General features: G+C 66.0%; 20 protein-coding genes. 4 read left to right on the top strand and 16 right to left on the bottom strand.

Translation table 11 applies throughout. The features are described 5' to 3' along the window. Positions 1–21: 21 nt before the first annotated feature. From flgJ to flgB, 9 genes are all read right to left on the bottom strand, one after another. Positions 22–978: a flagellar assembly peptidoglycan hydrolase FlgJ gene (gene flgJ / locus AC1DOP_RS18225; RefSeq protein WP_477252610.1), complete on the bottom strand. Its 957-nt coding sequence runs from the start codon at positions 976–978 to the stop codon at positions 22–24. Between the two features lie 15 nt (positions 979–993). Further along, a complete protein-coding gene (locus tag AC1DOP_RS18220; RefSeq protein WP_442122348.1) occupies positions 994–2100 on the bottom strand; it encodes a flagellar basal body P-ring protein FlgI in 1107 nt (368 codons plus the stop codon). A gap of 172 nt (positions 2101–2272) precedes the next feature. Then, positions 2273–2923, bottom strand: coding sequence for a flagellar basal body L-ring protein FlgH (locus AC1DOP_RS18215; protein WP_442122347.1), 651 nt, complete (start codon positions 2921–2923; stop codon positions 2273–2275). Then, complete coding sequence (flgG, locus tag AC1DOP_RS18210) at positions 2920–3702, bottom strand: flagellar basal-body rod protein FlgG (protein ID WP_442122346.1); 783 nt, start codon at positions 3700–3702, stop codon at positions 2920–2922. Before flgG ends, AC1DOP_RS18215 begins: the two co-directional genes overlap by 4 nt. A 61-nt stretch (positions 3703–3763) precedes the next feature. Beyond that, positions 3764–4504 (bottom strand): flagellar basal-body rod protein FlgF, encoded by a 741-nt coding sequence (gene flgF / locus AC1DOP_RS18205; RefSeq protein WP_442122345.1) that lies wholly within the window; start codon positions 4502–4504, stop codon positions 3764–3766. Between the two features lie 215 nt (positions 4505–4719). Continuing rightward, the gene (locus AC1DOP_RS18200; RefSeq protein ID WP_442122344.1) at positions 4720–6246 is read right to left on the bottom strand and encodes a flagellar hook protein FlgE; all 1527 of its coding nucleotides are present in this window, start codon (positions 6244–6246) and stop codon (positions 4720–4722) included. Positions 6247–6262: 16 nt separating this feature from the next. Further along, complete coding sequence (locus AC1DOP_RS18195; protein WP_442122343.1) at positions 6263–6979, bottom strand: flagellar hook assembly protein FlgD; 717 nt, start codon at positions 6977–6979, stop codon at positions 6263–6265. 18 nt (positions 6980–6997) lie between these two features. Further along, positions 6998–7399, bottom strand: a complete 402-nt coding sequence (flgC, locus tag AC1DOP_RS18190; protein ID WP_442122342.1) for a flagellar basal body rod protein FlgC — start codon at positions 7397–7399, stop codon at positions 6998–7000. Positions 7400–7401: 2 nt separating this feature from the next. Continuing rightward, positions 7402–7827: a flagellar basal body rod protein FlgB gene (gene flgB / locus AC1DOP_RS18185; protein ID WP_442122341.1), complete on the bottom strand. Its 426-nt coding sequence runs from the start codon at positions 7825–7827 to the stop codon at positions 7402–7404. A 163-nt stretch (positions 7828–7990) separates the two neighbouring features. Here flgB and flgA point away from each other — a divergent pair, with 163 nt between their 5' ends. The 3 genes from flgA (at position 7991) to AC1DOP_RS18170 (ending at position 9571) form a co-directional block, all read left to right on the top strand. After that, a complete protein-coding gene (flgA, locus tag AC1DOP_RS18180) occupies positions 7991–8692 on the top strand; it encodes a flagellar basal body P-ring formation chaperone FlgA (RefSeq protein ID WP_442122340.1) in 702 nt (233 codons plus the stop codon). A gap of 89 nt (positions 8693–8781) precedes the next feature. Next, positions 8782–9096: a flagellar biosynthesis anti-sigma factor FlgM gene (gene flgM / locus AC1DOP_RS18175; protein WP_442122339.1), complete on the top strand. Its 315-nt coding sequence runs from the start codon at positions 8782–8784 to the stop codon at positions 9094–9096. 7 nt (positions 9097–9103) lie between these two features. Continuing rightward, on the top strand, positions 9104–9571 hold the full coding sequence (locus AC1DOP_RS18170) for a flagella synthesis protein FlgN (protein WP_442122338.1): 468 nt from the start codon (positions 9104–9106) through the stop codon (positions 9569–9571). 52 nt (positions 9572–9623) lie between these two features. Here the strand turns inward: AC1DOP_RS18170 and AC1DOP_RS18165 are convergent, their stop codons facing one another. From AC1DOP_RS18165 to flhF, 7 genes are all read right to left on the bottom strand, one after another. Further along, on the bottom strand, positions 9624–12194 hold the full coding sequence (locus AC1DOP_RS18165; RefSeq protein WP_477252604.1) for an EAL domain-containing protein: 2571 nt from the start codon (positions 12192–12194) through the stop codon (positions 9624–9626). Positions 12195–12858: 664 nt separating this feature from the next. Further along, positions 12859–13347: a hypothetical protein gene (locus AC1DOP_RS18160; RefSeq protein ID WP_477252601.1), complete on the bottom strand. Its 489-nt coding sequence runs from the start codon at positions 13345–13347 to the stop codon at positions 12859–12861. Between the two features lie 69 nt (positions 13348–13416). Next, complete coding sequence (motD, locus tag AC1DOP_RS18155; protein ID WP_477252599.1) at positions 13417–14160, bottom strand: flagellar motor protein MotD; 744 nt, start codon at positions 14158–14160, stop codon at positions 13417–13419. Positions 14161–14174: 14 nt separating this feature from the next. Beyond that, positions 14175–14918, bottom strand: a complete 744-nt coding sequence (locus AC1DOP_RS18150) for a flagellar motor protein (RefSeq protein WP_477252597.1) — start codon at positions 14916–14918, stop codon at positions 14175–14177. Beyond that, on the bottom strand, positions 14909–15637 hold the full coding sequence (locus AC1DOP_RS18145; RefSeq protein ID WP_442122333.1) for an RNA polymerase sigma factor FliA: 729 nt from the start codon (positions 15635–15637) through the stop codon (positions 14909–14911). The genes AC1DOP_RS18150 and AC1DOP_RS18145 overlap by 10 nt, the downstream gene beginning before the upstream one ends. A gap of 20 nt (positions 15638–15657) precedes the next feature. Continuing rightward, on the bottom strand, positions 15658–16527 hold the full coding sequence (locus tag AC1DOP_RS18140) for a MinD/ParA family ATP-binding protein (RefSeq protein ID WP_442122481.1): 870 nt from the start codon (positions 16525–16527) through the stop codon (positions 15658–15660). Continuing rightward, a complete protein-coding gene (flhF, locus tag AC1DOP_RS18135) occupies positions 16520–18019 on the bottom strand; it encodes a flagellar biosynthesis protein FlhF (RefSeq protein ID WP_477252594.1) in 1500 nt (499 codons plus the stop codon). The genes AC1DOP_RS18140 and flhF overlap by 8 nt, the downstream gene beginning before the upstream one ends. Before the next feature lie 191 nt (positions 18020–18210). Here flhF and AC1DOP_RS18130 point away from each other — a divergent pair. Then, the coding region (locus AC1DOP_RS18130; RefSeq protein WP_442122331.1) for an SDR family NAD(P)-dependent oxidoreductase at positions 18211–18431 on the top strand (221 nt) is incomplete at its 3' end.

The following is an 18431-nucleotide window of genomic DNA, read 5'->3' as shown; positions in this document are numbered from 1 at the left end:
TCGGCAAGACCCGCTAAAACTTTAAGCAAGCGAGTGCTTGATGATCCGCGACAGCTTGGCCGCGTACTGCGGATCGGTGGCGTAGCCGGCGCGCTGCAGGCCGTGCGCGAAGGTGGCGGCGTCGCCGCCATGGGCCAGCACCTTCTCGTAGCGCGGGTTATTGCTGAGCATCTTCGCGTAATCCTTGAAGGCGTCCGCATGCGAGGCGTAAGAGCGGAATTTCTCGACGCGCGTGTGCGGCTGGCCGTTCACATACTCGGTGGTGACGGCGGTGGCGACCTTGCCTTTCCAGCCCGGGCCGGCCTTGATGCCGAACAGGTTGTTGCTGGAGCTGCCGTCCTGGTTGCGGATCACGCGCTTGCCCCAGCCGGTTTCCAGCGCGGCCTGGCCCAGCATGAACTTGGCCGGCACGCCGGTGACCTGCTCGGCTTCCTCGGCGGCGTCGGCCAGCTTGTCCTGGAAGGCGCGCACGTGGGCCGGCTTGCCGGCGTCGCTGGTGCTGCGCGCAGAGCCGGTGATGCCGGAGGCGGAAGTGGAAGCGGCGCCGTCGGTCGACATGGTGTCGGCGTCGCGCATCAGGCGCGCGGTGCCGGCGCTGCCCTGCGCGGTGCCGGCGTCGGCGCCGATCGCCAGCGCGCCCGACTGCATCTGCTTGGCCAGCGCCTGGCCCTGCTGCTGCACCGACAGCTGGCGCACCAGCACGTCGGCCAGGCCGATGCCGCGCTTGGCCAGCTTCTGGCTCATCTGCTGGTCGAGCATGGTGGTGAAGGTGCGGGTCTCCTGGCTGTCCATCGGACCGTCCTGCGGCGTGGCGTCGCGCATGCTCTTCATCATCATGTTGACGAACATGGATTCGAACTGCGTCGCCGCGCCTTTCAAGGCTTCGGGCGAACCGGCCTTGGCGGACTGTTTCAGGTCGCCGAGGCTGTTGGTATCGAGCGCGAATTTTCCAGACAGGTCAGAGGTCGAGCCGAGCATGGTTTGCCTTCCTGTTTAGATGATCTCGAGTTCCGCGCGCAGCGAGCCGGCGGCCTTCAGCGACTGCAGGATCGAGAGCAGGTCTTGCGGGGTCGCGCCGATCGCGTTCATCGCCTTCACGACTTCGGCCAGCGAGGCGCCGTTGTTCAGCATGATGACGCGACCAGCGTCCTTCTTGACCGAGGCCGACGGGGTCTGGGTCACCACAGTGGCGCCGCGCGAACCGGGCTGCGGCTGGCTGACCTGGGTATCGGCGCCGATCGTCACCGTCAGGTTGCCGTGGGAGATCGCGCAGGTGTCCAGGGTCACCGCGCGGTTCATCACGACCGAGCCGGTGCGTGCATTCAGGATCACCTTGGCCGCGGCTTCCGACGGCCTGACGTCCATGTTCTCGAGGATGCCGAGGAAGGACACGCGCTGGTCGCTCGACGACGGCACGCGCACGCGGATCACGCGGCCATCCAGGGCGGTGGCGATGCCGGGGCCGAACTTGTCGTTGATCGCCTCGACCACCCGGCTGGCGGTGGAGAAGTCGGTGGTGTTCAGTTCCAGCTTGACCTGGTTATCGGCACCGAGGTTCGATGCCACCGCGCGTTCGACGGTGGCGCCGGCCGAGATGCGGCCCACCGCCAGCTGGTTCACCTGGGTCGAGGCGCCGCCGCCCGAGGCTCCCGCGCCGCCGACCAGGACGTTGCCCTGGGCCATGGCATACACCTGGCCATCGGCACCCTGCAGCGGCGTCATGAGCAGCGTGCCGCCGCGCAGGCTCTTCGCATTGCCCATCGAGGACACGGTCACGTCGATGGTCTGGCCGGGCTGGGCGAAGGCCGGCAGCGAGGTGGTGACCATCACGGCCGCCACGTTCTTCAACTGCAGCTGGGTGCCGGCCGGCAGGCTGATGCCCTTCTGCTGCAGCATCGCCATGATCGACTGCACGGTGAACGGCGTCTGGGTGGTCTGGTCGCCGGTGCCGTCGAGGCCGACCACGATGCCGTAGCCGGACAGCTGGTTCTGGCGCACGCCGCCGAAGCTGGCGATGTCCTTCAGGCGCTCGGCCTGGGCCGGGGTCGACAGGATCGGGCCGATCAGGGCGGTGGCCAGGATAAGCAGCTTGAAATTCATAGTCATCGTCTAGTCAGTTGGGGTCGGAGCCCACCCGAGTGAATCGGGCTCTGACCCCAAATATTAGTCAGTTGGGGTCAGAGCCCACCCGAGTAATTCGGGCTCTGCCCCCAAATATTAGTCAGTTGGGGTCAGAGCCCACCCGAGTAATTCGGGCTCTGACCCCAAAAATTTAAAATGGCAGCATCGACTGGAAGAAGCGCGACATCATCGAGGTCAGCTCGGCGCGGTCGATCGTGCTGTTGGTGCGGTACTCGACGCGGGCATCGGCCACCAGGGTCGACGACACGATGTTGCCGGGCTGGATGGTGTCCGGATTGACCATGCCCGAGAAGCGGATGAATTCGATCCCCTTGTTCATCGCGACCTGCTTTTCGCCGACCACGATCAGGTTGCCGTTGGAGAGCACTTCCGAGACCGTCACGCCGATGGTGCCGGTGAAGGCGTTCGACGCGCTCTGGGTGTCGCCGTCGGCATACTTGTTGGCGGTGCTGGCGGAGATGTTCGCGCCCAGCTTGCCGGCAAGCGGACCCGGCACGCCGAAGCTGGCGCTGCCCGACTTGTTGCCGGTGGCGGCGCCGCTCTTGTTGGCCGAGGTCTTTTCGACGATGCTGACGGTGAGGATGTCGCCGATGTGGCGCGCGCGGCGGTCCTCGAACATCGGGCGGAAGCTGCTGCTGTTGTAGATCGCACCTTCGGAAGGCAGCCCGGCGTCGGCGATCATCGGGCGCACCGAGGTCGGGCCCTTGACGATCGAGGTCGGGGTGCTGGCGCAGCCGGCCAAGGCCAGCAGCGCCGCAGCGATACTAAGAACGTGTTTCATAACTGAGCCAGCTTCTGCAGCATCTGGTCGGAAGTGGTGATCGCCTTCGAGTTGATCTCGTAGGCGCGCTGGGTCGTGATCATGTTGACCATCTCCTCGACCACGTTGACGTTCGAGGTTTCGACATAGCCCTGCATCAGCGCGCCGGCGCCGTTGGTGCCCGGAGTGTTGGCGTTGGCGGTGCCGGAGGCGCCGGTTTCCACGTACAGGTTCTCGCCGCGCGATTCGAGGCCGGCCGGGTTCACGAAGGTGTTCAGCTGGATCGAACCGATCTGGGTCGGCGCGGTCTGGCCCGGGGTGGTCACGGAAACGGTGCCGTCGCGGCCCACGGTCAGGGACAGCGCATTGTTCGGGACCGTGATCGGCGGCTGCAGCACGTAGCCGCTGGAGGTCACCAGCTGGCCGTTGGAATCGGTCTGGAAGGAGCCGTCACGGGTATAGGCCTGGGTGCCGTCGGGCAGCAGCACCTGGAAGTAGCCGGCGCCGTTGACCATCACGTCCTTGTCGTTGCCGGTCTGCTGGGGATTGCCCTGGGTGTGGATGCGCTCGGTGGCGACGGTGCGCACACCGGTACCGATCTGCAGGCCGGACGGCAGCTGGGTCTGTTGCGAACTCTGCGCGCCGGGCTGGCGCACGTTCTGGTACAGCAGGTCCTCGAACACCGCACGCGACTTCTTGAAGCCGTTGGTGCTGACGTTGGCGAGGTTGTTGGTGATGACGTCGAGATTGGTCTGCTGGGCTTCGAGACCGGTTTTTGCGATGAATAAGGAACGGATCATGGTGTTCTCCATACGGCGACGGAACCCCATCGCCCACCATGAAATTATGTCCCAGCAGCAATCAAGTCAAAGCGAGGATCTGGGTGGCTTTCGTCGCGTTATTCTCGGCGTTCTTCAGCAGGCTCATTTGGGTTTCGAAGGAACGCGCCAGCGAAATCATGTTCACCATCGAGTCCACCGCCGACACATTGCTGCCCTCGAGGGCGCCGCCGGCCACGGCCACGGCGGGATCGGCCTGGGCGCTGCTGCCGTCCTTGAGGCGGAACATGCCGTCGTCGCCGCGCACCAGGTCGGCCTCGTTCGGATTCACCAGCTTGAGGCGGCCGAGCACCGTCGGCGCGGCCGGCGTGGTGGTGGTCGACATGGTCGAGATGGTGCCGTCGCTGCCCACCGCCACCGTCACATCCGGCGGAATCGTGATCGGACCGCCCTCGCCGGCAATGGTCATGCCGTTCGAGGTCTGCAGGATGCCGTTGGGGCTGATCTGCAGCGAACCGTTGCGCGTGTACGACTCGGTGCCGTCCGCATTCTGCACCGCGATCCAGCCCTTGCCCTTGACCGCGACGTCGAGATCGCGCCCGGTCACCTGCAGCGGACCGGAAGAAAAATCGGCGCCAGTGGTGTTGTCGACCACAAAAGCCCGCGTCGGCAAGCCCTCGCCCTGGACCGGCACGGCACGAAACGTATCGAACTGCGCCCGGAAACCCGTGGTGCTGAGGTTCGCCAGGTTATTCGACGTCGTCGCCTGCTGTTCCAGGATGTGCTTGGCGCCACTGGCTGCCGTATAAATCAACCGATCCATGTTTTTCCAGTCCCTTCAATTCGGGGTCAGAGCACTTTATTGTCGAAATTCGGGGTCAGAGCACTTTTTGAGGAAATAGCTAACGAGCATATGCAGGCCCTGGCTCTCCAGTGCAACGCCCATCGGACGCGCGCTTTTTTTGCCGGCGGCACATTGCTGGAAAAAGTGCTCTGACCCCGAATTTCCAGCGAAATGTGCTCTGACCCCGAATTTTATTAGCGCATGTTCACCAGCGTCTGCAGCACCGAGTCCTGGGTCTTGATGGTCTGGGCGTTGGCCTGGTAGACGCGTTGCGCGGTGATCATGTTGACCAGCTCGGCGGTCAGGTCGACGTTCGAGGCTTCGGTGGCCGAGGATTGCAGCACGCCCAGGCTGCCGGTGTCGGGGGTGCCGACCAGCGGGGAGCCCGAGGCCGAGGTTTCGGCGAAGGCGTTGTTGCCCAGCGGTTCCAGGCCGCCCGGGTTGGTGAAGTTGGCGAGCACGATCTGGCCCAGCGGCTTGGTCTGGCCGTTGCTGTACTGGCCGAGGATGGTGCCGTCCTGGCCGGCCGAGAAGCGCTGCAGGTGACCGGCGGTGTAGCCGTCCTGGGTGGTCTTTTTCTCGCTGGTGTCGGCGCCGTACTGGGTGGTGCCGGCAAAGTTCAGCTTGATCGGCAGGCTGGCATTGGCGCCGGTCGGCGGGTACACCGGCAGGTTAACGGTCAGCGGCAGCGTCTGCGGCGACATCAGTTGCGCCGACAGGGCGCCGTTCGAGTCGAAGTTCAGGTGGCCGACCGGCACCGACGGCACGGAAACGGCCTTGGCGATGTCCTTGTCGATCTGGTCCGGGCTGTAGCCGGCGGTGTTGCCGGCGCTGGTGGCCGCGCTCTGGATCGCGGCGATGGTCGCGGGGCTGGCGCCGGCGGCGGTGGCGGCGCTCACGACGGCGCTTGATGCCTTGCTCGCATAGTCGCTCAGTGCGGCCGAGATCGCGTTGGCATCCGGCGGCACCGCCTTGGTGGCGGTCAGCCAGGTGTTGCGCGCGGCCTGCACGCCGGCGTTCTGCTGCCCGGCCGCGGCCACGTTCACGTTGGTCAGTTCGGTGCCGTCGCTGCCGGCGTACACGTCCCAGGTACCGGCGCCGGTCTTCACGTAGTACAGCGACATCACATGCGCGTTGCCCAGCGTGTCGTAGACATCGACCGGGGTCTGCTTGTTGTAGGTGGTCGGGTCGTCGGCATTGAACGGGAAGTTGGTCGGCGGGGTGGCGCGCGAATCCAGGTTCAGCGAGGTGTCGACCTTCGACGTCGGCACCGGCTTCAGGTCGGCGGTGCTGATCTGCAGGGGCGTCGGCGAGCCCGCCAGGATCTGGCCGCTGGGGCCGACGCCGTAGCCGGTCAGGTTGGCGCCCTGCGGGGTCACCAGGTAGCCGCCCTTGTCGAGCGAGAACTGGCCGTTGCGGGTGTACTGGACCAGGCCCGAGGTCTCGGTGCGGAAGAAGCCGGAGCCGTTGATCGCGATGTCGAGCGGATTGCTCGAGGTCTCGATATTGCCCTGGGTGAACTGCTGGGCGATGCCGGCCACGGCCACGCCGATACCGGCCTGGTTGCCGCCCGCGCCGTTCAGCGAACGCGCGTAGACGTCGGCGAACTGCGTGGTCGAGCCCTTGAAGCCGACCGTGCTGGCGTTGGCGATGTTGTTACCGATGACGTCCAGCGATTTCGCGGCGCCGTTCAAGCCGCTCAGGCCCTGTTGGAAAGACATGTTCTGCTCCTAGAATTTACAAGACTTGCTTGATGTCGGCCAGCGCAACTCCACCCTTGCCGGGCAGGTTCAGCTTGACGCCGTCGGTGCTGTTGGTGGTGACCGAAGCCACGCTGTCGAAGGAGAGCGTCTTGGCGTCGCTCAGCTTGTCCGCGCCCTTGGTCGCGGTGACCTGGAAGGTGTAATTGCCGTCGGCCAAGGTGATCGGCTTGCCGTTGCTGTCGAGCTTGGTGGCATCGGGGACGCCGTCCCACGCCAGCGGAATCACGCCGGCCTTCTGCTTGCCCAGGTCCATGGACTGCACGATCTTGCCGTTCTTGTCCATGATGTCGACCTTCACGCTGTCGGCGTCGGTGCCCAGTTCCACGCCGAGGATGCCCTTGCTGCTCGACAGGGTCACGTTGCTGCCGTCGACCAGCACGCCGTGGCCGATCAGGCTGGTCGCCTGCATCGCTTCCGAACTCTGGTAGCTGGATTTCAGCGAGTTCAGGGTCTCGTTCAGCTTGTTCACGCCGGTCACGGTCTGCAACTGCGCCAGCTGGCTGGTGACCTGGGCGTTGTCGAGCGGGTTCAGCGGATCCTGGTTCTTCAGCTGGGTGACCAGCAGGGTCATGAACTTGTCGGTATCGGCCTGCACGCTGTCGCCGCTGGTGGCCGCGGGCTTGCCGTTCATGGTCGCCATCAGGTCGTTGATGGTGGTGGTCGATCCGGTATTGGTATTCACGGTGGTCATGGATAGGGGCTTTCAGTGTTACTGACCGATCGTCAGGGTCTTGAGCAGCATGGTCTTGGCCGCGTTCATGGTTTCGACGTTGGTCTGGTAGGAGCGCGATGCCGACAGCATGTTGACCATCTCGTCGACCACGTTCACGTTCGGCATCGTCACATAGCCTTTGCCGTCGGCCAGCGGATTCTTCGGGTCGTACACCTGCTTCATCGGCGACGGATCGTCCACCACTTCGCGCACCTTGACGCCGGTGGAGCCGGACGCCACCGGCACGGCCTCGAACACGACCTGCTTGGCGCGGTAGGCTTCGCCGGTGGCGCTGGTGGCGCTGTCGGCATTCGCCAGGTTGCTGGCGGTGGTGTTCAGGCGCTGCGACTGGGCGCTCATCGCCGAACCGGCGACATTGAATACGTTAAATAGCGACATGGTTACTGGCCTCCCTGGATGGCGGCGAGCAGGTTGCGGATCTGGTGGTTGATCATGGTGATGCCGGCTTCGTAACGCAGCCCGTTGTCGGCGAACTGGGTGCGCTCGGTGTCCATGTCGACCGTGTTGCCGTCGACCGCGCCCTGGGATACGTTGCGGTACAGCACCGGCGTGCCGTCCGTCAGCGCCTTGCCGTCCGCCGCCACCGGGCCGTTGGCGATATGGCCCTGGGCGGTGGTGGCCAGCCCGCCCTGCTGGGCACCGCGTGACAGCGCGCTCTGCAGCGCGTTCGAAAAATCGATGTCGCGCGCCTTGTAATTGGGCGTATCGGCGTTCGCGATATTGGACGCCAGCAGTTCCTGGCGCTGCGAGCGCAGGCTCAGCGCCGTTTCGTTAAAACGCAGGTAATCGTCGAGTTTGCCGATCATGCCGCCTCCGGGCCTTCACTTATTGGACAGCATCGATCATACGGGCCTGTTGAGTCTTCCAATCGGGCAATAAAGAGACCCAAACCGCGGCTATTCCAGGTTTCAGTACCGGATCGGGACGCCTAAGATGGCAGCATCGAATCTCCTCGCAAGCCTTTTTCCCATGCTCCGCACCCTGTTTGTCTCCCTGTTGGCCGCTCCTCTGCTCGCCCTGCCCGGCCTTGCCGCGGCCGCGACCGGCGTCCAGAACGTGAACGCGCTGCGCGCCGTGGTCGAGCAGTTCCTGCTGACCCAGACCGCCGGCCTGCCGGGCGAAGTCTCGGTGAAGGTGGGCGCGGTCGACGCCCGCACCGCGCTGGCCAGCTGTCCGGCGCCCGAAGCCTTCCTGCAGCCGGGCGCGCGCGCCTGGGGCAAGACCACGGTCGGGGTGCGCTGCACGGCGCCGTCGAACTGGACCATCTATGTACAGGCCCAGGTGAACGTGAAGGCGGACTACGTGGCGGCGGCGGTGCCGCTGGCCCAGGGCCAGCCGGTCGAGCAAGGCCAGCTGATGTTGGTAAAAGGCGACATCGCGGCGATGCCGAACGGAATCATCACCGACATGGCGCAGGCGATCGGGCGCACCCCGACCGTCTCGCTGGCGGCCGGCACGCCGCTGCGCCTGGACACTCTGCGCAGCAAGCCGGTGGTGCAGCAGAACCAGGCGGTACGCCTGGTCTTGACCGGTAACGGTTTTTCGGTGTCGTCCGAGGGCCGCGCGATCGGCACCGCCGGCGAAGGCCAGGTGGTACAGGTGCGCACGGCGTCCGGCACGGTGGTCAGCGGGACGGCGAAGGCCGGCGGCCTGGTGGAAGTCGCGTTTTGAGCTTGAGAGTATCCTAAAGTTTTCGGCAGCCAGGCCGTTACAGAATGCAGATCCCGGGCTTTCTGTTCCGAACTGCAAAGGATAATGCTGTGAAAATCAACGATACCCTCAAGAACAACGCAGGCGTTCAGGCGAACAATACGCCGCCCGCCAACGCGAAAAGCGCCGACAACGCGGCGGCTGCCGTTGCCAGCGCGACCACGCCCGCAGCATCCGACACCGTGCGCCTGTCCTCGCAGGGCCAGGCGCTGGCTGCCGGCGGTACGAATCAGGTGTTCGACGCCAAGAAAGTCGAGCGCATCAAGGCGGCCATCGCGGATGGCCAGTTCCAGGTAAATTCGGAGAAAGTGGCGGATGGCCTGCTGGAAACGGTACGCGACCTGCTGCACTCCCGCAAACGATAGATAAGACATGGCCATTGCATCCCCCGGCGCAACGCTGCGCGACGAACAGCAACTGATCGGCTCCATCGTGGAGCTGATGAAATCGGAACAGCAGTTCCTGATCGATGCGGATGCCGATGGCCTCGCCAACATTACCCCGAAGAAGCTGCAGCTGGCACAGAAAGCGGCCGAGCTGGCACGACTGCGCCACAAGGCGCTCGGCACCGCCGGCTTCCCCGCCGGCGAGACCGGCATGGAGCCCTGGCTGGCGGTGGGCGGCAACGCCGACGTGCGCGCCGACTGGAACCGCCTGCTCGAACTCACGCGCGAAGCCAAGGAACTCAATCGCGTCAACAGCATGCTGGTCAACAAGCAGCTGGCGCACACCCAGAACATGCTGAACGAACTGCGCCCCGCTTCGGCCGGCGCCGCCGTGTACGGCCCGGCCGGCCAGGCGCTGGGGTCGGGGCCTTCGCGGCGGTTCGTGGTCGGCTAATTCCGCCGTCCCGCGAAATCACCGTCGGGGCGGGCAATGCCCGGCACGACGATCAGCCGCCCTGCTCCCTCAGTAACTCCTCCACCCGCTCCGCCGTCACCGGCCGGCTGAAGTAGAAGCCCTGCATCCGGCTGCAGCCGTGCGCGCCCAGGAAGTCCAGCTGGGCGGCGCTTTCCACGCCTTCGGCGATCACCTCCAGCTTCATCGACTGCGCCAGCGCGATCACCGCCTTGACGATGGCGGCGTCATCGCCTTCGGTGGCATCGCTGCCGGCGATGTCGGACACGAAGGAACGGTCGATCTTCAGGCAGTGGATCGGGAAGCGTTTCAGGTTGGCCAGGCTCGAGTAGCCGGTGCCGAAGTCGTCGACCGCCAGATGCACGCCCATGCTGGAGAGGCGCGCCATGGTGTCGGCGGCCGCGGCCGGGTTCTCCATCAGCACGCTTTCCGTGATCTCCAGCGTCAGCCAGGACGGTTCGCAGCCGGTTTCCCGCAGCAGGCGCTCGACGTTGGCCGCCACGTCGCGCTCGCGGAACTGGCGCGCAGACATGTTCACACTCATGCGCGGCGGCGCGCCGCCGGTCAGTTCCGCGAAGCGCGCCTGCTGGCGCAGCGCCTCCTCGAGCACCCACTCGCCGATCGGTACGATCAGGCCGGTTTCCTCGGCCAGCGGAATGAAGTCGCCCGGCGCCACCATCGGGCCGCCGTCCGGCTGCCAGCGCAGCAGCGCCTCGACGCCGACGATGCGTCCGCTGGCGGCATCGACCTGGGGCTGGTAGTGCAGCACGAACTCGCCGCGCAGCAGGCCGCGCTGCAGGCCGTTCTCGATGCGCAGGTGCTGCTCGGCCTTGACGGCGAGATCGGCCGCGTAGAAGGCGTAATGGTTGCCGCCACTGCCCTTGGCGCGATACATCGCGCTGTCGGCCGCCTTCAGCAGGGCTTCGCTGTCGCGCCCGTCGCCCGGGTACATGGCGATGCCGATGCTGCCCGACGGGAACACCTCCTGGCCGCACAGCGCCAGCGGCTGGAACAGGCTCTCGAGCAACTTGGACGCCACCAGCGCGGCATCGTCCGGCCCGGCCAGGTCCGCCAGCACCACCACGAATTCGTCGCCGCCCTGGCGCGCCACGGTGTCGCTCTCGCGCAGCACGCCGGACAGGCGGCGCGCGATCTCGACGATCAGCTGGTCGCCGGCTTCGTGGCCAAGGCTGTCGTTGACGTGCTTGAAGCGGTCGAGGTCGATGAACATCACGCCGACCTGGCGCCGCGCGCGCTGGGCCTGGGCGATCGCCTGCGCCAGGCGGTCCTGCAGCAATAATCGGTTCGGCAGTCCGGTCAGGGCGTCGTGGCTGGCCATGCGCAGCAGCGCTTCCTCGGCCTGCTTGCGGCGCGAGATGTCCTCGACCGCGACGATCAGGCGCAGGTGGCCGGAGGCGGCTTCGCGCATGGTCGAGGCGCTCAGCGCCACCCAGACCTCGCGCCCGTCCTTGCACAGGTAGCGCGTCTCGCGCTGGAAGTCGCGGACCTCACCGGCCACCAGGCGCGCCACCAGGGATTTGTCCTCATCCAGCTCGTCCGGATGGGTGATCTGGTGGAAGAAGCGCTGCAGCAGTTCGATCTCGGTATAGCCGACGATGCGCGACAGCTTGCGATTCACGCGCAGGAAGCGCCCTTCGCGCGACAGCAGCGCGATGCCGACCGCGGCCTGGCTGAAGGTCAGTCGAAAGAACTCCTCGCTCTCCTGCAGGCGCAGCCTGGCCTGGCGGCGGAAGGTGACGTCCTGGCCGATCAGGAGCAGCAGCTCGTCGCCGGCCTGGCGGGTGCGGCGGATGTTGAACTCGAACCAGCGCACGCCGTCCGCGTGGCCGTACACCGGCACCACCACAGCATCCTGCGGCGCGCTGGTCCGCAGCGCGGCCGTCACCCGCTCGCCCAGTTCCGGCGCCGGAATCAAGGCGTCGAGTTCGGGATGGGCGCTGAGCACGTCCTCGGGCACGCCGAGCATGGCGCTCATGGTGGCGTTGATCGAGCGGACGCGAAGTCCGGCGTCGACCACCAGCAGGCCGGCCGGCATGCCGTCGATGACCTGCTCCAGGTAGTTCTTGTACTGCAGGACGCTGCGCTGGCCGGCGTGGCCGTAGGTGTCCAGGGCCAGGCCGATGTCGAAGGCGACCACCTTCAACACCGCCTTGTAGGCGGCGCCGAAGCGCGCCGGATCGCCTTTCAAGCGCTCCCACAGCAGCGGAATCATCTCGGCCAGGTATTTGCGGTAGGCGCCGATATACCACTTCGGCTCGAGGCCGATGCTCTGGTGTACCACGCCGACGCGCAGGCGGTCGTGCACGTAGTCCGGGCCGTAGTCGCCGGCGGTCAGGCGGTGGAAATACACGCTCAGGGTGTCGCGCAGGCGCGCCATGACGGCATCGTCCTTCAGCAGCGCGCGCAGCTCGCCGAACTCCAGCAGGTGGTTGTAGAAGGCTTCGGAAAAGGAGGCGCCGTCGGCGCCGGTGAGGGCGTGCACTTCGCGCAGCAGGGCCTCGTCTTCCCCGTCCAGTTCGAGGAAGCGCTTGCGCGCCGCGAGCTCGCGCTCGTCCAGTCCGATCTCGCTTGCGATTGCTGCCACTGAATTGTCTGATCCGCTCATAAACCGATGTTCGATGAATGCGCCCGCCGATGGTTGCGCCCCGATCTGGCGCGCCAATGCGGCAGCCACCGCGGCAGGCGCAAGCGCGGTGGTTCGGGGGTGCTGTGGGACGCATCTCGTGGGCCTTTACGCGCGTTGTTCGGGCGGCGCAAGAGCGGTCAGGACGTGGGTATTTCTGTCGTGAAACTCGTATGTTCTTCCAGCATCATTACATTCTAACAATCGTGCACTGCACCAAGAAACCAAATTTGTGACAAGCAATCAATCCGTTGCGCTAAAGCCTCACTCATAGTGTGGTTTCTTGCGACGCGGCAATATTCCCCGGCGTCCGGCCTGCTACAACCGGTTTTTGGACAAGCACCGGGAGGAAGACATGGACTGGAAAACGATCATCGGGGCGGCGCTGGCAACGGGCCTGCTGGCCGGGTCCGGCGCCGCGGCGGCGGCCGCCGACGTCACGATCCGGGTTACGCCGGGACGCCAGAACCTGGCGAAGAGCGACAACGTGGTGGTCGAGGTCAGCGTCACCAACGCGACCGCGGCCACCCAATACCTGCTGAAGTGGCAGACGCCGTTCGGCGCCATCGAGGCCCCGCTGCTCGAGGTCACGCGCGACGGCCTGCCGGTGCGCTACCTGGGCATCCTATTTCTGGGTATGGCTGAACATGACCGCGTCGGTCTTGATATCGGCCGCGGAGTCGAGCTGGCGCACGTCCGCCAGCGCGCTGCCCTCGTAACGGATCACATAGGTGTGCGTGCCGGGCCGGAAGGCGTAGGCATGGGTGATGTCGATGGTGTGCGCGTGGGCCGAGTGCGGCGCCAGCTCGACGTAGTCGTCCAGGGTCAAGGAGCCGCGCTTGACCATGCGGCCCGTGTACGGCACCGGCGCCTCGCCGGGATGCTCGCGCAGGTCGAACAGGCGGCGCGCCAGTTCGGTATCCGCCGCGATCTCGCGCGGCAGGCCGACCCTGCGCTCGCCGCGGTTCTCGATCCTGAACGTCACCAGCACCTTGTCATGCCTGGCGTCGACGCTCAGGCTCGCATGCACATTCATCGGTTCTCCTCCATCGGCGCGGGCGGCGGTGGCCGTCATGAGCCACAGCGCGGCGCACAGCATCGTTCGTCTGCGCATCGACATCTCCTGTCGGGTTGAACGATTGTGCTCCGGCATGGCCGAAATGCCAAGCGTGCGCAGGGTGGATTACTCCGTGCCGGTGCCCGCCAGGATGGTGACCGCCACGCGCCGGTTGCGCGCGCGCCCGACGGGATCGTCGTTGGAAGCGATCGGCAGGTTGGCGCCGCGCCCGATCGCGGCCAGGCGGCGTTCAAGCACGCCGTTCTCGATGAACAGCCGCACCACGGTCGTGGCGCGCACCGCCGACAGCTCCCAGTTCGAGGGGAAGGCCGCGTTGGCGATCGGGGTGGTGTCGGTGTGGCCCTCGACCTCGATCGCATGCGGGTCGTCCTTCAGCAGGCCGGCCACGGTGGCGAGGGTCTCGCGGGCATTGCCGGCGAGGCCGGCGTCGCCCTCGTCGAACAGCACGCTGGCGTTGATCTCGATGGTGATGCCGCGGGCATTCCGGGTGATGCGCACCTTACCGCTGTTGACCAGCGGCGCCAGCACGCTGTCGAGCTTACGCGCCAGCAGGTCGAGGCGCTCGCGCTCGCGCTTGGCCGCCTCCGCACGCTTGTGCGCGATGATGTTCGCCAGCGGCAGCGGCAAGGGGTCGGTCTCGACCGATGTATTGATTTTCGCGGCAGCGCCGCGTCCGCCGAAGGCGTCGCCGAGGGCGTCCGACAGCACCTTGTACTTGCCGACGTTGACCACCGAGACCGCATACATCACGACGAAGAAGGCGAACAGCAGGGTGATGAAATCGGCGTAGGAGATCAGCCAGCGCTCGTGGTTCTCGCTGTCTTCGACGAAGGGTTTGCGGCGCGCCATGTGCCCGGCCCGGATCAGTGCTGCGCCATCAGGCAGGCGATGCGTTCCTCGAGCACCCGGGTGGTGTCGCCGGTGGCGATGTCGTGGAACACGTCGGTCAGGATCTCGTACTGCAGCACGCGCTCGGCGACGATCCCTTTGAGTTTATTTCCCACCGGATGGAACAGCAGGTTGGCCAGGCCCACGCCGTACACCGTGGAGACGAAGGCGACCGCGATGCCGGCGCCCAGGCGCGAGGGGTCGCTCAGGTTTTCCATCACGTGGATCAGGCCCAGCACGGCGCCCAGGATGCCGACCGTCGGCGCATACCCGGCCGCCGCTTCCCAGATGCGGGCGGCCTGGCGCTCGCGCATCTCGTAGCTGTTGATCTCGGTTTCCAGCAGGCTGCGCAGCTTGTCCGGATGGATGCCGTCGACCACCAGGCGCAGGCCCTTCTGGATGAAGGGGTCGGCCTTCACCATATACTGTTCCAGCGACAGCAGGCCGTCGCGGCGCGCCGACAGGCTCCACAGGTGGATTTCGCGCGCCAGGTGCTGGCGGCGGTCGGGCGGCGGCGCGAACACCCAGCGCAGCATGCGCAGGCCGCGGATGAAGGCGGATTTCCTGGTCTGCAGCAGGACGGCGCCGAAGGTGCCGACCACCACGATCGCGAACGCGGCCGGCTGCACCAGCGAGGAGAACTTGCCGCCGTCGAGGTTGTGGCCGACGATGATGCCGGCGATCGCCAGCAGCAGCCCGAGCAGGCTGGCTATGTCCACGCGCGCTCCCGCAGGTAGGCGCGCAGGCGGGCCACGGCCTGGCTGTGCAGCTGCGAGACGCGCGACTCCGACACGCCCATCACCGCACCGATCTCCTTGAGGTTCAGCTCTTCCTCGTAATACAGGCCCATCAGCAGTTTTTCGCGCGGCGGCAAGGCGTCGATGGCGTCGATCACGGCCTGGCGGAAGTCGGTTTCCATCAGCGCGCGCAGCGGGTCGTCCTCGTCGACGGCATAGCGGTCGAGGAAGCTGTCGCTGCCCTCGTCGCCTTCACCGCTGTGGAAGTCTTCGTAATAGAGCAGCTGGTGGCCGCCGGAATCGCCCAGCATTTCCTGGTAGTCGGCCAGCGGCAGCTTGAGCGATTTCGCCACTTCGGATTCGCTGGGCGGACGGCCGAGCTGCTGCTGCAGCGCGGCCATCGCCTGCTCCACCTTGCGCATGTTCTGGCGGGTCGAGCGCGGCATCCAGTCGCTGCTGCGCAGTTCGTCGAGCATGGCGCCGCGGATCCGCAGCACCGCATAGGTCTCGAACTGGGCGCCGTGGTTCTCTTCGTAGCGGCCGATCGCATCGAGCAGGCCGATCATGCCTGCCTGTACCAGGTCATCGACTTCGACGGACGGCGGCAGCTTCGCCTTCATCTGGTGGGCGAGACGCTTCACCAACGGCATATGCTCCGTCAGCAAGTGATTCTTGTCCGCTTTCCCTTTAACCGTGTACATTTTTGCTTATTCGTATTCTCTTATGCAGCGTGGCTCATGCCTGTCGCAAAACGGCCGGCGAGGCGGCGGAATGCCACCGAAGCGCCCGCCAGCGGGAAAGCGTCGACCACGGCCCGCCCGAGGCGTGCGGCGCGGTGCAGGTACTCGTCGGCGGGTACGGAACCCATCGAATTGAGTGTTACCGCCAGGTAACGTGTTGCCGCAGATGACATATTATCGTATACCACCTTCGCCTCGGCTTCGGTAGCGCCCGTGACAAGGATGCCGAAGGGACGGCGGCCCAGATGCTGGGACAGGCGCTTGATCAAGGCATAGGCATTCGTGATGGATGTCGCGCCGGTCGAGACCTGGACCACGATCTCCGACGAGGCCATGATCGGCACCGGAAAGCCGCCCTCCTCGCTGAATTCGCCGTCGACGATGACGATGCTGCCGGCCGCCTGCTTGACCAGCACGTCGAAGGTTTTCGCCAGGCGGCGCGCATCCTCCGTCGCCCCCGCGTAGGCGGGGGGCCAAGTTTGCTGGCGTCCCCGGCCACTCACAGGAACTTGGGTTCCCGCCTCCGCGGGAACGACGCTATTCATCGTCACCACCGAAAAGCCCTGCGGCGCCGGATGGATCACCTGGTTCAGCGCACACTCCTGGCGCGCCACCTGCAGCAGGCCGGGACCGCGGTCCACGCCCAGGCGCCGGGCCACGCCGTAGTCGCGCTCGCAGGCGTCGACGATCAGCACGTCGTTGCCGCTCTGCGCCAGCGAGGCGCCGAGGTTGATCAGCATGGCGCCCTTGTCGTCCTGCGGGGTCGCCGAAAGGAAGGTCACGATGCGCGGCTTGGGGCCGGCCAGCATCCGGCGCAGGCCTTCGGCCTGGTCGAAGTCGAAACTAGCCAATGGTCACCTCGCGCAGCGAACGGTCGCTGTTCAGGTTGCCGAGGCCGGCCATCATCAGCGGCAGGTCGGCATCGGAAAACTGGGCCGCGGCCTCCTTCTTGTTGCGGAAGGCGCGGTCGACCAGCATGGCGCGGTCGGCCAGGTGCAGGTCTTCCGGCACGCGCTGGCCGGTCGACACGTAATACAGGTTCAGCTTCTGGCGGATCATCACGTCCAGTACGCCGCCGATCGAAGCGGCTTCGTCCAGCTTGGTCATGATGCAGCCGGCCAGGCCGCTGCCCTGGTAGGCGCGCACCACTTCGTTCAGGGTCTCGTTGGTCGAGGTCGCGTTCAGGCACAGCAGGCGCTGCACGTTGGCGCCGCTCTCCGTCAGCATGGCCACCTGTTCGGTCACCATCTGGTCGCGCTGCGACATGCCGATGGTATCGATCAGCACGGTGTGCTTGTTGCGCAGCTCTTTCAAGGCGATCCGCAGGTCGGCTTCATCCTTCACCGAGTGCACCATCACGCCGAGGATCTTGCCGTAGATGCGCAGCTGCTCGTGGCCGCCGATACGGTAGGCATCGGTGGTGATCAGGGCCAGCTTTTCCGGGCCGTGGCGCATCACGCAGCGCGCCGCCAGCTTGGCGGTGGTGGTGGTCTTGCCGACGCCGGTCGGGCCGACCAGCGCGAACACGCCGCCGCGGTCGAGGATCGCGTCCTCATCGGCCATGGTGGTGATGTTGCGCGCCAGGACCGTCTTGATCCAGCGGAGCGATTCGGCGGCATCCTTGCCGGCCGGGAGCTTGTCTACGAGATAGCGCGAGAGGCTGGCCGAAAAGCCGGCGCCCAGCATCTCGCGCAGCACGGCGGCCTTCTGCGGCTCGCGCTGCTGGGTGCTGCCCCAGGACAGCTCGGACAGCTGCGATTCCATCATGCCGCGCATCGCGCGCAGCTCGCTCATCATGCCCTGCATCTCGGCGGCGGCGGCGCTGGCAGCCGCGCTGGCTGCCGATTCCTTGGCCTGGGCGATCGCGGCCGACATCATGGCCGTCATCGCGGCCATGTCGAAGGCTGGCGCTTCCGGCTGCGGGGCGCGGCGGTTGGCGTAGGTTTGCGGGGCCGGTTCTTCCAGGTCGTGGAAGGACGGCATGGCCGGGCGGGCCATCGGCGTGCGGGGCGCTGCTGCTGCCGGCTCGGCCGGGACTTCGAATGACGGCGCGCTGTAGGGGCGCGGTGCCGGTCCGTCGATACGGCCCGCTGCATGCAGCGTGCGGGCCGCTGGTGCCGCCGGCGCATCGTCCAGATGGTTCAGCTGGGGGCGCGGGGCCGCCATTTCCGACTCCGGCGCCGGCGAAGCCAGCGAGGCGACGTCGTCGTTGTCCAGCGCCAGGATCTCGACCACGCCGTCCACCGGGCGGTTCGACAGGATGACCGCGTCCGGTCCCAGGGCATCACGCACTTTGCGCAGGGCCTCACGGGAAGTCGGGGCTGTAAATTTCTTCACGTTCATCGTTGGTCTCCGCTCTTGCAGGCAGGTGTTACGTCAGTCGGTCGCTATTGGTCGGCGGGCGCAGTGGCTCATTCACGTTACAATTATTGACGATGCCTGGAGGAAAGCATCCTTCGAAAAGGGCAAGGAAATCTGCCTATTTCTCCGTGCCTTGCAAATATTTACAAAACTATTTAGAAAGAAGTGTATTGATGAAGATTCTGGTTACCGGCGGCATGGGTTATATCGGTTCGCACACCGTGGTTGAACTGCAGAACGCAGGTCACGAGGTGGTGGTGGTCGACAACCTGTCCAACGCCAACCGTTCCGTGCAGGAACGGGTGACTCGCATCACGGGGAAGGCTTTCGAATTCGTCGAGGCCGACATCCGCGACCGCGCGGCGATGGAAGCCGCGTTCGGCGCGCACAAGGT

It is taken from the genome of Massilia sp. 01N410 (genome assembly GCF_056399665.1).
This window is presented reverse-complemented; position numbering and strand designations above follow the sequence as displayed.